Origin of the sequence: Microcoleus sp. M2_D5 (genome assembly GCF_036701935.1) — a bacterium.
In the GTDB taxonomy this organism is placed as follows: Bacteria; Cyanobacteriota; Cyanobacteriia; order Cyanobacteriales; family Microcoleaceae; genus Microcoleus.
On record NZ_JAUBRP010000020.1, the window covers coordinates 2,093 to 16,306 of the forward strand.

At 47.0% G+C, this 14,214-nt stretch carries 14 protein-coding genes, 1 tRNA gene and 2 pseudogenes; 7 read left to right on the forward strand and 10 right to left on the reverse strand.

Going from position 1 to position 14,214, the window contains the following annotated elements:
• Positions 1-752: 752 nt before the first annotated feature.
• Entirely contained in the window at positions 753-1,232 is a 480-nt protein-coding gene (locus QUA50_RS11025) for an NUDIX domain-containing protein (protein ID WP_006633478.1), read from the reverse strand.
• A 145-nt stretch (positions 1,233-1,377) separates the two neighbouring features.
• Between QUA50_RS11025 and QUA50_RS11030 the strand changes: the two genes are divergently transcribed.
• From QUA50_RS11030 to QUA50_RS11045, 4 genes are all read left to right on the forward strand, one after another.
• Positions 1,378-2,079, forward strand: a complete 702-nt coding sequence (locus QUA50_RS11030) for an alpha/beta fold hydrolase (protein WP_333265565.1) — start codon at positions 1,378-1,380, stop codon at positions 2,077-2,079.
• 218 nt (positions 2,080-2,297) lie between these two features.
• Positions 2,298-2,513 (forward strand): hypothetical protein, encoded by a 216-nt coding sequence (locus QUA50_RS11035; RefSeq protein WP_333265563.1) that lies wholly within the window; start codon positions 2,298-2,300, stop codon positions 2,511-2,513.
• A 50-nt stretch (positions 2,514-2,563) separates the two neighbouring features.
• On the forward strand, positions 2,564-2,794 hold the full coding sequence (locus QUA50_RS11040; RefSeq protein ID WP_333053935.1) for a type II toxin-antitoxin system Phd/YefM family antitoxin: 231 nt from the start codon (positions 2,564-2,566) through the stop codon (positions 2,792-2,794).
• On the forward strand, positions 2,791-3,180 hold the full coding sequence (locus tag QUA50_RS11045; protein ID WP_333053938.1) for a PIN domain-containing protein: 390 nt from the start codon (positions 2,791-2,793) through the stop codon (positions 3,178-3,180). Before QUA50_RS11040 ends, QUA50_RS11045 begins: the two co-directional genes overlap by 4 nt.
• Before the next feature lie 236 nt (positions 3,181-3,416).
• Here QUA50_RS11045 and QUA50_RS11050 read toward each other — a convergent pair whose 3' ends face one another.
• Both QUA50_RS11050 and QUA50_RS11055 read right to left on the reverse strand, forming a co-directional pair.
• Positions 3,417-3,797 carry a hypothetical protein gene (locus tag QUA50_RS11050; protein ID WP_333265560.1) on the reverse strand — a complete coding sequence of 127 codons (381 nt, stop codon included), beginning with the start codon at positions 3,795-3,797 and terminating at the stop codon, positions 3,417-3,419.
• Positions 3,798-4,175: 378 nt separating this feature from the next.
• The gene (locus tag QUA50_RS11055; RefSeq protein ID WP_333265559.1) at positions 4,176-4,757 is read right to left on the reverse strand and encodes an RNA polymerase subunit sigma-24; all 582 of its coding nucleotides are present in this window, start codon (positions 4,755-4,757) and stop codon (positions 4,176-4,178) included.
• A 205-nt stretch (positions 4,758-4,962) separates the two neighbouring features.
• On the opposite strand from QUA50_RS11055, the pseudogene QUA50_RS11060 reads away from it, so the two are divergent.
• A pseudogene (locus QUA50_RS11060) lies at positions 4,963-6,339 on the forward strand (NB-ARC domain-containing protein).
• A gap of 26 nt (positions 6,340-6,365) precedes the next feature.
• Here QUA50_RS11060 and QUA50_RS11065 read toward each other — a convergent pair.
• The 3 genes from QUA50_RS11065 to QUA50_RS11075 form a co-directional block, all read right to left on the reverse strand.
• The gene (locus QUA50_RS11065; protein ID WP_333265578.1) at positions 6,366-7,319 is read right to left on the reverse strand and encodes a nucleotidyl transferase AbiEii/AbiGii toxin family protein; all 954 of its coding nucleotides are present in this window, start codon (positions 7,317-7,319) and stop codon (positions 6,366-6,368) included.
• A 2-nt stretch (positions 7,320-7,321) separates the two neighbouring features.
• Positions 7,322-8,038: a DUF6088 family protein gene (locus QUA50_RS11070; protein ID WP_333265557.1), complete on the reverse strand. Its 717-nt coding sequence runs from the start codon at positions 8,036-8,038 to the stop codon at positions 7,322-7,324.
• Positions 8,039-8,493: 455 nt separating this feature from the next.
• A complete protein-coding gene (locus tag QUA50_RS11075) occupies positions 8,494-8,697 on the reverse strand; it encodes a hypothetical protein (RefSeq protein WP_333298790.1) in 204 nt (67 codons plus the stop codon).
• Between QUA50_RS11075 and QUA50_RS11080 the strand changes: the two genes are divergently transcribed.
• Both QUA50_RS11080 and QUA50_RS11085 read left to right on the forward strand, forming a co-directional pair.
• Positions 8,696-9,037 carry a DUF433 domain-containing protein gene (locus QUA50_RS11080; RefSeq protein WP_333265576.1) on the forward strand — a complete coding sequence of 114 codons (342 nt, stop codon included), beginning with the start codon at positions 8,696-8,698 and terminating at the stop codon, positions 9,035-9,037. The genes QUA50_RS11075 and QUA50_RS11080 overlap by 2 nt on opposite strands.
• Positions 9,038-9,040: 3 nt before the next feature.
• Positions 9,041-9,517, forward strand: a pseudogene (locus QUA50_RS11085) (DUF5615 family PIN-like protein).
• Positions 9,518-9,709: 192 nt separating this feature from the next.
• On the opposite strand, the gene fba reads toward QUA50_RS11085, so the two are convergent.
• The 4 genes from fba to QUA50_RS11105 form a co-directional block, all read right to left on the reverse strand.
• Entirely contained in the window at positions 9,710-10,789 is a 1,080-nt protein-coding gene (fba, locus tag QUA50_RS11090; protein WP_006633469.1) for a class II fructose-bisphosphate aldolase, read from the reverse strand.
• A 193-nt stretch (positions 10,790-10,982) separates the two neighbouring features.
• A tRNA-Lys gene (locus QUA50_RS11095) sits at positions 10,983-11,054 on the reverse strand.
• A gap of 68 nt (positions 11,055-11,122) precedes the next feature.
• Positions 11,123-11,992, reverse strand: a complete 870-nt coding sequence (locus tag QUA50_RS11100; protein WP_445243173.1) for an aldose epimerase family protein — start codon at positions 11,990-11,992, stop codon at positions 11,123-11,125.
• 132 nt (positions 11,993-12,124) lie between these two features.
• Positions 12,125-14,203 carry a CapA family protein gene (locus QUA50_RS11105; RefSeq protein ID WP_333265550.1) on the reverse strand — a complete coding sequence of 693 codons (2,079 nt, stop codon included), beginning with the start codon at positions 14,201-14,203 and terminating at the stop codon, positions 12,125-12,127.
• Positions 14,204-14,214 lie beyond the last annotated feature (11 nt).

Sequence of the window (14,214 nt, forward strand, 5' to 3'; positions counted from 1 at the left end):
CGATTTTAGATTTTAGATTTTAGATTTTAGATTGGGGGATTGTTCGATTTTAGATTTTAGATTTTAGATTTTAGATTGGGGGATTGTTCGATTTTAGATTTTAGATTTTAGATTTTAGATTTTAGATTGGGGGATTGGGGGATTGGGAGATTGGGGGATTGGGAAATTGAGTGATTGGGGGATTGGGGGATTGGGGGATTGGGAGATTGAGTGATTGGGCGATGGGTAATTTATATTGTTGTGGTTGTGATTGAGTGTGAATTCGTTTTAATTTTTAATGAGGAGAGGTTGGGAATTCAAAGGTATAATTGTAGCACGGTCGGTATCGAAATTTCCCGATCGACTTTTATTGAGATTTCGCGACCCTCACCTCCAGCACTCAAGCCTAGAAACCTGGTTTTTTGGCTGGTTCCACGCTGGTATAGCAGCCGCCAATCGGGTGAGGACGTTGTTAATTGCTGAAACCATTGTTTTTCTTGCCTACTGCCTTTGGCCGAATCCTATACGGGGTTTCTCAGTTATTGTTGAGAATGGTGAGCGGGGCGTCAGACGGGCCGGACTGGGGCGAGCAAAAAACAGACTGCGCCGCTGCTATACCGTCTTTTTCCGGGAGCTGGAGCGCCACTAATTCATTAAACACGATCGAGCAAACGGATCGACCCCTGTTTCCAATTCCGTTACACAACCGGATTCATCCGTGGAAGTAATTATTCAATCCAAAATCCCAAATCCCAAATCCAAAATCGATGGATTCACCAGCGATAGCGGTAATTTTTAAAAGGAGCTCCCTCGATGGTGAGCAAGTCGATGGGATAGATTGGAGCGCCGCTTGCCATATATTGAAACATTTCTCGAACTTCCTCTCCCCGCAACGACAACTGGTCTAATTCCTTGAGAGAATACCAGCCAGCGCACAAAGTATGCTCATCCGGCTTGCTCTTGGGCGGCGTCTTATCTTGTGGACGAGCCACAAAAATGACTCGGAGGCGCACATTGCCCCTAGGCATCACTGTGTGCTCTACCCGGAGAATTCCCTCAACGATGATGGAAATGCCCGCTTCCTCAAGGGTATTACGCATAGCAGCTTCGAGCAAAGTCTCTCCTTTTTCCACTCGCCCTGCTGGGAGATACCACTGCTGCTCGTACTTGCGCTCTTGTACCAGTAGAAAACGGTCTTCTAAGTGAACGACAACTAGGGTAAAATACCATGTTTGAATCGGCTCGCGAGCCATAGAAGTAGATATTCCCTAAGCAAAAGGTTTAACGAGTGGCAGATGTTAGCAATCCAAACGATGCTTCGGCAAGTGTCTTTTAACTTGAAAAACAGATCGTAGCACTCCGACCGCAAAATCTAAAATCTAAAATCTAAAATTGACCATGCCATTACCAACCGTGATTTTACCAGGATATTTTGCTGCTGCTTCCGACTATCGCGAATTAGAAAAGTCTCTGGTCGATCGAGGTTTCCCCACAGTAACAGTGCCTCTGGGCAAGGGAGATTGGTTGCCGACTTTTGGCGGGCGGTCGATGGTGCCAATTTTGCGACAGCTCGATCGCACGGTCAAACAAATGTTACAGCAATACGGCGTTCCGCAGATCAATCTCGTCGGTCATTCCGCCGGCGGCTGGATTTCTCGCATCTATTTGGGCGAAAAGCCTTACACGATTCACGGCGACGTGCTTGAGGACGCGGGTTTGTGGGAAGCTCACCCCTGCGTGAATACTTTAATCACTTTAGGCACGCCGCACGTCTCTCAAGAGCGCTGGACGCGCAAAAATCTAGATTTTGTCAAAATTCACTATCCGGGGGCTTTTCACCCGCAGGTGCGCTACGTGTGCGCTGCTGGGAAGGCTGTTTTTGGCAAGCGCGGTTTAGGAACTTGGCTGGCTTATAAAAGTTACGAGTTGACTGTGGGGAAGGGCGAAACTTGGGGAGATGGAATTACGCCGGTGGAAGCTGCTGTTTTGGACGGGGCCGAAAATCTGGTGTTGGAGGGGGTTTGGCATTCGCCTCGTTCTCCGGGGAAGTGGTACGGTTCGCCGGAGGTTTTGCCGGCTTGGATTGAGTATTTGCGTTAGAAACGAACCGCGAAGACGCGAAGGAAGAAGCAGAAGGTTTAAGGGGCGGATTTAGTTATAATTTGATATTAGGAGCGAGCTTAGTGCGGCAAAACTCGCCCCCCGATCCTATGTTTGCTTAAATTTTTATCGCTAACTGAATAGATTGAAAAAATATTTTATGTGGCATCATCGGTAAGATTCAGAAGTCACGGCGAACCACACAATCAAATTATACGTTGGCTAGGGTGGAATTGGGCGAGAATGCTACTGTGCGCTTGGACGCAGATAACGAATTTCAGCCGGATGCTTTGTGGAGAATTGATGCCGGAGGTCTATCGCACATTAGGGATGATGATTATGTGCGATCGCACTCTGTAGAATCATCCCAGTGTTTGGTATTTGGTGCGAAGGGCGATCGCACTTTTTTCACTCAAGCATCGCTTTCCGTCTAATCCTCGCATTATCATAGTAGAAATAGAATAAGATTGGGAAAAGTCAGCAAATGGCACAAATTACCACGACTGAATTACCTCAAACCCTCCAGACTCTACTTATAGAGGTCGAACGTACCAAAACCCCCCTCACCATCATCCATGAAGGGAAACCATTAGTGATTATCTATCCTGCCACTACCCAAACCCCACGCCCCGTGTTTGGCACAATGAAAGGAAGCGGTGAAATATTAGGAGATTTAATTGCTCCTGTCGCCGAACTATGGGAAGTTTTAGAATGAAACTTTTACTCGATACCCACATTTGGCTTTGGTATTTACTCGGCGATCAACGCCTATCGCTCCAACTTCAAACGGCGATCGCCGATCCTAATACTGAACTTTGGCTGAGTCCAATTAGCATTTGGGAGACGCTCATCCTTGCAGAAAAAGGAAGGATATCTTTACAGCCAGATCCGGTTACATGGGTTAACTTAGCTTTAAAAACTCTGGAAACTCGTGAAGCCCAAATGAATCACTCCATTGCCATTTTAAGTCGCGAGATTGCACTACCCCATCAAGACCCCGGAGACCGATTTATTGCGGCCACAGCTATTTATTATGGGTTAATATTAGCTACAGTTGATGCCAACCTTACAGGTAATTCGGTGCTACAAACACTCAGTTAGGCAATATTTTATATTTTTGTAGGCGAGATCCCTTTTTTTTGCTGGGGCGATTCCCTACTGGATAGCTACGCTTCACGCCCTGTGTGCAAACATCGCACTTTAAAATTGTGGAAATGGATAAGATTGTAAGTGGAAAAAGAAGTTGGGTAACACGAGGGTTAATAGAATATGCTTGGTGGGGCGATCGGACTAAGTTATGCTGCGACTACTTCGACAGGCCTGAACATTATATCCATTCAACCTTTGATGCCAAATCTATCATAAAGCATCTTTCTTAACCTATTGCTACCGCGTTTCACGAAGTCATCTTCAGATTCCTGCTCCAAAGGTTCACCAATTTGATTGCTCAAGTCAGATAAAAAAGATTCATTCTGAATTAAGCTCGACACCTCTTCTGAGAATTTTTGCTTTTCATTATTTGAAAATGAGAAGGGCGTCAACATAAGGAAAGTTCCTGCTGTTAAAGCCATTTGAAGGGATGGAAGAGTTAAATCAGATTCTGGCAGTGATTGAGTAGGTGATTGCTCAATCTCATCCATAAATTGCTTAAAATTACTCATCACTGATTGAGTAGGTGATTGCTCAATCTCATCCATAAGTTCCTTAAAATTACTCATCACTTATTCTCACTTGGTATGCCGATTTTTCCACGAACCATAAAAAGCACGAAGCAGCTTTTCAAATGATTTGACAACTTCCTCTATAATTTTACCTTTCGTTTTATCATCCAACCGATTCCATAGTCTGAAAAACCAATTAAATAGTTCAGATAGCAAACCAAACATCCGTATACTCCAAAGCTACGAAACAGAACCTATAGCCCAACGCTGTAATATTTGCTGCATCTACATAGCCAAGCTTACCTTTTCAATCGCTCGCAGTTTTATGATATTTGCTGCGAGGTGCGAGGAAATTCTAAAGCCAGACTAAACGCTGATGAAGGTTGGGTTGCAACAGGAAACCCAACCTACCAATTCAAACTGAACTAACTATCTTTACCCTTTACCTCCAAACAGTTTATATATTCCGTATCCAACAGCAGCCGCCGCAGCAACAGGTGCAGCAGCAACTATGGCAGTACCAGCAATTGCGCCTCCCCCGACAGCACCACCGATACCAGCAAGGGTTCCCATAATTGCAGCACCAGAGGCACCGCCAGCTACCGTTACAGCACCAGCACCAGCTAAACCAGCAACAGCCCCAATGTTTGTAGCTGTTCTTGCCGCTGCACGAGCATCATTCTCTTCCTCAGACAAGTTCGATTGCTCTTTGAACAAAGTTTCATTCATTATTTTTGCCCCCAGATAAGCAGGGCCTGCTGCTAATACCGCAGGAGCAGCCGCCATGCCACCACCAACCACACCACCTGCTGCAGCTAGACCAGAAGTAATTCCTGCTCCTGAAGTTGCTGCCACAGTCAACCCTGTAGCAGCACTGGCAGCCGCACCTACCGCAGCACCAGTTTCTGCAACCGCTTTGACTGTTTTGACTGTATTTCCATTAATTCCCAGAGTTTTTTCTACAACATTTTCTACAACTTCTTCACCTGCTTTGCTGGCAAAATTTTCCCAATTCATAAATCAATTTATCCTTTTAATACTTGTTCCATTATCCTTAATAAATTCAAGGTTTGTCTAGCCCAAAAATGTTCTATTTTGCCGCCACTTCTCCCTCGCTTTTACTTTAAATTTAATCTAAGTTTGTACAACAATGTACGAAAATGTACGAAAATGTTGGCAGTTGTGAGCTACAATACACAAAACTCTCGCATCTCCCTGCCAGATGAATCTTAAAGAAATGTTAAATGTCGCCGATCGCATAGTTTTCGAGAAAACAGGTCAGCACCTTGACGATTTACAAGAGGCGGTACTGCGGGGAACTCTAGAACGCGAGACATACAAGCACATAGCCAAAGATTTTGACTGTTCTGAAAGTAGTGCTAGGAATGCGGGTTCGGAATTATGGCGGATTCTTTCAGAAGAATTAGGGGAAGATGTCAATAAAAAGAATTTTTGCTCGGCAATGGAGAGGTTGCAAATCTCCATTGTTTCGCATTTTGCACAAGACTGTGTGCAAATAAGTTGCGTTAATTATTGTGGAGAAGCTAGACACCCGCCAAATATCCCAAACTCACACCCACCAAATCAAGAAACATCTAACACAAAACAACCTCAAACTCTACATCAAGATTTAAGCGAAATGCCAGAGTTGGGCGATTTCTTCGATCGCACCCCCGAACTCCACACCCTCACCACCTGGATTCTACAACAACACTGCCGCCTCATCACCCTCACCGGTATCAGTGGCATCGGCAAAACATCCCTAGCAGTACAACTCGTACAACAAATTAAAGACGAGTTTGAGTACGCAACCTGGTACACGCTAGACGAACTCCCCACCATAGAAAAATTTCAATCTAACCTAATACAGCTTTTTTCCCATTCCGAAAAACAAGATTTATCCCCAACAAACCAAAAACGCTTACCGCTGATTAAGTATTTACAAAACCAGCGCTGTTTAATCGTCTTAGATGACGTTCACAACCTTTTCTGTAGCGGCGAATTGGCAGGAAAATATAAACCATAATCCGAAGAATATCGCACTTTATTCAAACAAATAGAAAAATTATCCCATCAAAGCTGCTTGATGTTAATCGGTTGGGAACAACCGAGAGAAGTGACTCAAGTTAAAAACCAAAATACTTCTATTCGCACCTTACAACTCAAAGGTTTAGACATCGCCGCCGGACGGGAAATACTCAGAGATTATGGGTTAGAAGCAAGCGCCAACAGTGAAGCACTCATTCATCGTTACCAAGGCAATCCCCTATGGTTAAAAAGCGTGGGAAATCTGATTCAAGACTTGGGAGGAGGCGTGGCTGAGTTATTACCAAATGATACCATATTGTTGCCGGAAGATTTGAAAGATGTTTTACAGCACCAGTTCGATCGCCTATCGGAACTAGAAAAACAAGTAATCTCTTTGTTAGCCAAAGAAAGCCAGCCGATCGATCGGGCAAAATTGCTAGAAAATGACATAATTCCGGCTTCAGATTTGCCAAATGCGCTGCAATCTCTATCGCGGCGCTGCTTGATAGAAAAACAAGCAAATTTTTACACTCTGCCGCCAGTAATCAGGGAATATATCAAAGGGTTATAACCAACGATATACTTCAGGCTCAACAGTCAAAGCCGATCGCGAACTTCTTCAAAACAAGCTTCAATTTCCCCCCATGATGGATAATTTCCATAGCAGAGTCTACCGCACTGCTGTTCGTATTCTCTAGCAATAGTTTGACGCAGTTCTCCTGTTGGGAAGAGAGCCGAACTGTTGGAAAAATTAATCGCTGAGGGCGGCTGATAATCTGGGAAGTGTTCGCGGCTAATGCGATCGCAATCCTCTTTAATCTGGCTGTATTCCTCAGTTTGAAACATTTGGCGCACTTCGGACTTTTGAACTAAACAAAACAGGTCATAATAATGTCTGGCGTAGGTTCCAATTGATTGCCCATCCTGCTGAATCTTCACTACTTTAGAGTGAATTGCAAACAGCTTCTCAACAAAGGTGCGCCGAAAGTCCAGCAATAGCATAGAGAAAGGCAATTCATCTTCAGTATCAAGACTCTGCCCAATTTCACGCAGAAATTCAGCCACATAGGAAGACAGTTGTACAGTCTGCGTAGGATAAGTGCCGCTGCGAGTTCCCATTTCTAAGAATACACGATTGGCGATCGCCTGATTGCCCGAAAATTGCTGAGTGTATCTGAAATAGCTATTGCGAAAAACCCCCCGCTTCCGCTTGGACGAATCAGGTTCTAGCGTCAAAGCAGGATGCTCTCCCACAGCACTTTCGATTGCTGCTAATTCTTTATCAATTCTGTTTGCACCAAGGGGAGGAACGAATTCCTGTTTGTTCAAAAACAGATCGATATCCTCCGAGAATCTTTCTATCAGTTTCCACCCCTTCGAGAGGCTGGTTCCGCCTTTAAAAATGACTTGAGTACGCCACTGATTCGCCACAATTCGCAGCGCCGAGGTGACATAGTAATCTTTCTCGATGAATTGTTCGGTGAGTCCAAAGCGAGCGAAATGTTCCCTAGCTGCGATGACAGCATCGCGGAAATCAGGATGTTCAAACATTTTCACTCGGCTTGCCACTCCTTGGCATAACTCAGATTGCTGAAGTTACCAAAATCAAACCGAGAGACTGGATTTAGGCTTTTTCGGAGTTTTTCTAGCTCTTTAACACTCTTTCTGAGTTCCTGTCCGATCGCACCCAGCATAGCTCGTACTCGCGGCGGTTCCGCATCTGCAACTGCAAGCAAACGTTCAAAGCGAGATCCTTCTCGAAAATAGTCTAGCAACCTTTGCTTAGTCTCCGTCAGAGACAACTCGCTCAACTTACCCCTAGACCTTAAAAAATCAAGCATTGCTGCATCAGTCGCTTCTAAGCGATTCCAAGTTTCAGGTCTGCGAGTGTGGATTCGGGCGCGAGAAGCAATTATAGTGCGGGGGACACTATTCGCTGAGGTAGCAAATTCACCTTGAATTGCGTTTTGAGTGGTAAATCCCAATAAATTAGCCGCACTCACTCCAGCCGGATGCAAGTTCTGTTTTGTCAGCAGTTTTTGGATATCGCTTGGAGAGGGACGACTGCGACCAAATCGAGTCGGGCGCGATCGATAGTATAGTCCTTTGCTGACTCGCTCCAAAATTCCGTTTTCCGCCATTCGGGAAAGTGCTTTGCTGACCGCAGTTGACGGCAGGTTAGAAAAGTCAGAGTGCCGCCAATAGCCTTCTCCCCGTTCCTCAATCTGTCTGCGAATTAACTCTGCTGTGTTGACTTGACTCCTTTTCATCAGAATTATGGGTTTGAAACCCCGTCCTTCGTAGGACGGCTTTACATTGAAGTGAATCCCCTTGAGGGGCCAGGGAGGTATGGTTGCCTCCCCGCCGGGATATGGTTGTCCCGTTCTCCTTTCGGAGTAAAGTTAGCTTCGCCAATGTTTAGTGAGCTTGTTAGGCTGAAAGCACTGTAAAGCGTGACCTTAGAACTGTTTAACTCTCAGCGACAGAGCAGGGGACTAGCTACGCATCCCAGGGTGTCGTGACTCAAAAAACGTAGTCCGCGAAGGACTTAGGCTGGTCAGAATGGCTTGTTAGATTTCTCCTTCAAGCCTCATGCCTTGATAGCTGAGGTTCCTGACCCCTTGAATCCCAGGTCAGGGTCTTAATCCCATTATTCTCACCACTTTCTAAATTGTCAAGTTTTTGTGGCAAAAAACTTGACAAATAACCTGGATTATCTGCTGCGTTATAGTACCCTAGAACATTTCAAAGCTTGAGTTGTGCAAGCAAGCGTATGGGGAGGACGATCGCCCATACAGTGTAATTTATACAACCATTGCTTGCATTCTGGGGCTTCACTCAAATTACTAGGAGTGGCAATGGGCGATCGGGTAAACGGGGCGATCGGTTCGATAGAATAATTGGTAGTAGCAATTCCATTGTTTGCCATGACGCTGAAAGAATTAGAGCCTCAACTCCTGGCACTCTCTGACGACGAAAAAGCTCAAGTCGTTCAACTCCTCACTCAAGGCAAAATCACTCCTTGGCGCGGTATTGAAAAAACGCCTGATATCTGTGGCGGGAGTGCTTGCATTGCTGGAACTCGCATCACCGTTTGGGGACTTGTAGAAGCTCGTCGCATTGGCTACAGCGAAGCCGACTTACTCACAAGCTATCGATCGCTATCTGCTACTGATATTGCTAACGCTTGGGCCTATGCTGAAGCCTTTCCCGATGAAATTGAAACAGAAATTCGGGAAAACAATGAAGTGATGGACGAGGATTTGTAGCAGATGGCACGTCTCTATGCCGATGAGCAATATCCCTATCCTGTTGTAGAATTACTGAGAGCTTTAGGACATGATGTTTTGACTGTCCAAGAAGCAGGCAGAGCGAATCATATCATGTCCGGTCGAGCGATCGCGATTTTTGTAGGGGCGGGTTCACCAACAATAGCGGCAAATAATTGACCATCTCAAAAACCCGCCCCGACCGGGATATTATGGTTAATTGATCGGACATGATATCAGAAAATTCCTAACCCGGATGTTTTAGCTTTTGCTACTAGCGAAAAACCGGTCGTCATTACCGAAAACCGTAAATATTTCTTTCGGCTGCACCGCATACACCCCCTTCATGCTGGCATTATCGCCTGTACGAACGATCGCAATTGGGAAGCGCTGCCTAACCGAATCCACACCGCGATCGTAGCCGCAGAACCTTTGGAAGGTAAACTGATTCGCGTTGTGCGCCCTGCTTTGTCACCGTAATACCCCGTTGATTCTTTAGTCTCTGAGAGAGGGACGAAAGTTTGTGTAGGATCTGTTTCAACCGCCGATCGAGGGAATAATCAACTACTGCTATACATAAAATCGCACAAACAAAAACCGGGCAACTTCAAAGCTACCCGGCAATCCTAACTTTAGACTTCAGACAAAACTAAAATCTAAAACCTAAAATTCTTAAACAGCTACAGTCTTCTTAGCAGAAGAGCTCAATTCGCCCTTAGCATACTTAGCTGCAAAGTCGTCCAAAGATACTTGCTTAATCTTTGTACCGTGACCGGCGCAACCGAAAGAATTATAGCGATCGCTACAAACCTTCTGCATATACTTGATCGACGGCTTCAAGAAGTGGCGGGGGTCAAACTCATCGGGCTTCGCAAACAAAGCTTCGCGCACCGCAGCGGTAATCGCCAAACGGTTGTCAGTATCGATATTGATCTTGCGAACGCCACACTTGATACCCTTTTGGATTTCTTCCACAGGTACGCCGTAGGTTTCGCGGATTTTGCCGCCGTTGCTGTTGATAATTTCCAGCAATTCTTGGGGCACAGAAGAAGAACCGTGCATTACCAAGTGAGTATTCGGCAAGCGGCGGTGAATTTCTTCAATGCGGCTGATTGCCAAAATTTCGCCAGTCGGCTTGCGAGTGAACTTGTAAGCGCCGTGAGAAGTGCCGATAGCGACTGCTAGAGCATCCACGCCGGTTTGCTCGACGAAATCAACAGCTTGTTCGGGATCTGTCAGCAACTGATCGTGAGAAAGCGCACCTTCAAAGCCGTGGCCGTCTTCTGCTTCGCCCATTCCTGTTTCCAGAGAACCCAAACAACCCAGTTCGCCTTCAACGCTAACGCCGATCGAATGAGCAACATTCACCACATCGCGAGTAACTTGAACGTTGTACTCGTAGCTAGCGGGAGTCTTAGCATCCGCTTCCAGAGAACCGTCCATCATGACGCTGGTGAAACCTTGGCGCATGGCAGAATAGCAAGTGCCGGGGGCATTGCCGTGGTCTTGGTGCATGGAAATGGGAATGTGAGGATAGGTTTCAACTGCTGCCAAAATCAAGTGGCGCAGAAAATTTTCGCCAGCGTAGGAGCGAGCGCCGCGAGAAGCTTGCAGAATCACGGGGCTGTTGGTTTCGTCAGCAGCGCGCATGATCGCTTGGATTTGCTCCATGTTGTTGACGTTGTAAGCCGGTAGGCCGTAACCATTTTCAGCCGCGTGGTCGAGCAGCAATCGCATAGGTACAAGCGCCATAGATATTCCTCCTAATTATTTGTGATTTTTGGGCAGTGAATTTTGAACAAGCTCAATTCTTACGATAATCTTAAGACAATTTGCCACCGATCGCGCACTATCTTTCCAGATTTACTAAAAAGTTCAACAAACAAAATTTTGAGTTCCGAGCATTCAGCTCAAAACTCAAAATTCTTAACTCACAAATTTTTTATGGGTCGCCCGGGATTTGAACCCGAGACCAATCGGTTAAAAGCCGAATGCTCTACCGCTGAGCTAGCGACCCGCGAAAACATTGTTACCGCACACAATTTCTAATAGTAGCACCCCTCTTTTGAAATAGCAAGTGTTTTGTTAAATAAAATTTGCAGTCATGCGAACCAGCATCTCGCAAGTCGCTCCCGGCGGCAAATAAATCAAGTGTTCGCCAGTGTTGAGGGCATTTCGAGGAGCAGTCCAAGGTTCCAAACAGTAAAAATCCTTGCCCTTCACCATCCAGAAAACCAACTTCCCGTAGCTGGAGTTGTAACTGACGGTCAGCCGCAAGCCGGTCGCCGCGTCAGTGACAGTAGCAGCAAGACCAGTGAGTTCGTCAAAGGAAACATCAATTTCATCCAGCGTCGGGTCAAAAACCCCAGTGAAGTAACCCTTGGTGTGGGTGTTCTGATCTCTGTACTGCATCCCCGGAATCTCAAAGCGGAGCTGAGATTTGTCCGTCGCCAAAAAGTAGGGGTGCAAACCACTAGAAAACGGCATGGGTTCGTCAGACAGATTGGTGTATCGCTGAAAAATTTCCAAAGAATTGCCTTTAATCTGATAAGTGAAGGCTAGTTGGAAATCAAACGGATAAACAGCCAGCGTCTTGTCGCTGCTGTCGAGAATCAGCGTCAGAGCGGCGCAACCCTCCGTAACTTGTTCGCCTATTGTCCAAGGCAAGTCCCGAGCAAAGCCGTGCTGTTTGAGCTTACGCTCCACTCCCTTGTGCGTGTAAGTATTCTCCGGGAGATTGCTGCAGATGGGAAACAGGATGGGAACCCCGCCACGTACAGTTAGATCGGGATTGGCGAACCGTTCCGCGTCCAAATAAAAGATTTCTTTGCCTTCAACCAGCCAGCTAGTGGCAATACCGCCCCGTTCCGGCACAACTTCTAGAGTAGAGTTAGCCGTTTCGTCGGAGAGGATATAGGTTTTGTACTGCTTTTGCTTGAGCGCGATCGCAAACACATTTGTCATCGGTAGTAGGTCATTGATCATTGGTTGTCAGTAAATCGATCGTTAATAATTGGTCGCTGGTATGTTGATGTTCACCCATTACCGCCCCTATCCTCCCCCTGCATCCTCGCCAACCCCCACCGGCTAACCAATGCTCCTACCTATAGGAGGCAGGGCGAGCCGCTGCTTGGAGCGGTTGCTGCTGGTAGCTGGAACGATCGCGGAGACCGGCTGCGCTTTGAGTGCGACTTCAAAAGATACAGCCCCAGTGGGGGGAAGATAGCTTTGGGGACTCAGCACTGCTCCTTGACTGGGAGAAGGGGGCGAAATAAACGGTTCTTTGATGAATGGCTCTTTTGTAAACGGCTCTGGTTCCCGGCTGGGATTTTGAGGTTGAGCGGGGTAGATGCGCGGCGGCAAATTTTGATTTGCAGGTGGGTTTGATTCAATTGCAGGCCCTGTCCCGTTCGGGAAAAATGAGGAGTTGTCCGGCTGTTGGGGCGCAGCCGGCAAAGCCGGCAAAATCAAAGTAGGTTTGGGTTGTCCGGTGCCTTGCTGATTGCTTTCACCGCCGCTGGCCTCGGAACCTCGCCCCGGCTGGTATGTACCGCTCTTTGGTGCTCCTGGCAATGGAGAATTTGGAGTTTTTGATGCCGCTCCTGGCTGGACTAGGGCTTCGAGAACTACAGAAGATCGCATCGGTCGATCGAAAATACTAGAAATTTGCTCGACGCGTTTGAGGATGCGATCTGCTGCTGCTCCCTTCACCACCTTCGGCTGAAAATTTTTCACCTCCACAGGCAGAAATTCTACCTTCATATTCCTGTCTTTGAGCGATACTTTCAGGACTGCGGTATCGTAATCCCTGCGAGCATTCGGGCCGAATATAAAATTACCCAGCGAGTAAACTATCGGGCGGCCATTGTAAATTTCTGCACCTTGCAGTACCTGGGGATGGTGTCCCACTACCAAATCAGCTCCTTGGTCGATCGTGAACCGAGCCAAATCAATCTGCCCGTCCCCCGGATAATCTGCCAATTCGACTCCCCAGTGGTAATTAACAATAATCCAGTCTACCTGACTCCTAAGAGCTCGAATATCCTCCGCCACCCGATTGTTGCGGCGGGGGTTAGTGCCCGCTTTCCCTTGGTCAGCGACGTTCAGCTCGGCATCGTAATAACCGAGGTAGGCAATCCGCTGACCCTTAACTTCAATAATATCTGGACGCCTCGCTTCTTTAATATCTCTGCCGGCTCCCAGATGTTGAATCCCACTATTATCTAGAGTATTCATTGTCTCCACCAGCCCCGGTTCCCCGTAATCCATAGCGCGGCTGTTTGCCAGATTGACAATATCCACTCCTCCGGCTGTTAATACTTTCACCGATTCTGGATCGGCTTTAAAATTTAATTGTTTTTTAGCAGAGCCCAATGTAGAGCGAGTCAGGGAGTTTTCTAGGTTAACCATCGCCACATCTGCTTGCCGGTACTCGTCCATATTGGCGAAAGCCCATTGGTGATCGTTGGCGGCAGATGCTCCCAGCGCATCCGATAGATTCACATTTCCTCCGAACATCAGCGTTACTGTTGGATCGTAAGGATTAGCAACTTGCTTTTGCCGTACTACTGGTACCGCTTCTAAGGCCGCTTGCACCGTATCCGCACGTTTGGGAGGAGGCCCCGAAATTACAGCAGCTTGCTGGTAGCCGGATACTTGCGAGCCTAACTGCAGGGTCACAGCCTCGTGGTAGCTGACCCAACACCCTAAAATAAATGAGGCAAGTGCCGATCCCACTAGCAGCAGAGAACGATACGTTTTAAATTTAACCCAATCGACGATCGGTAGGGAACGGTAACGCCGCCGCTGGCGGTTTGCCGGAGTGACAATTCGCACTGACTGTTTCCAGAGAATGTCTGCATCCCCCGCCAAGCGCGCCTGAATTCGCACTCCTTCTACTGCTGGCGAGTTGAGTCTCCAGAGTTGGTGGCAAATAAATTTGACTAAGCCTTCCCGGAGAGTGCTCCCCAGTAATGTAGTATCTGGCGCAAATTCGCGCTGGAATTCTACGAGGATTTGGACGCAGCCGGCCTGAGCCTGTTCGACGCGGGCATAAATCCCTTCGGGGCGCAGCAAGCTGTCAATCCAGTAATTCAGGGCTTGAAAGTTGCCCGATCGCGCTAGCTCTAAGATAGACGGCTGCGACCAATTTTCTGCGTACACCATCAATTAGCCTC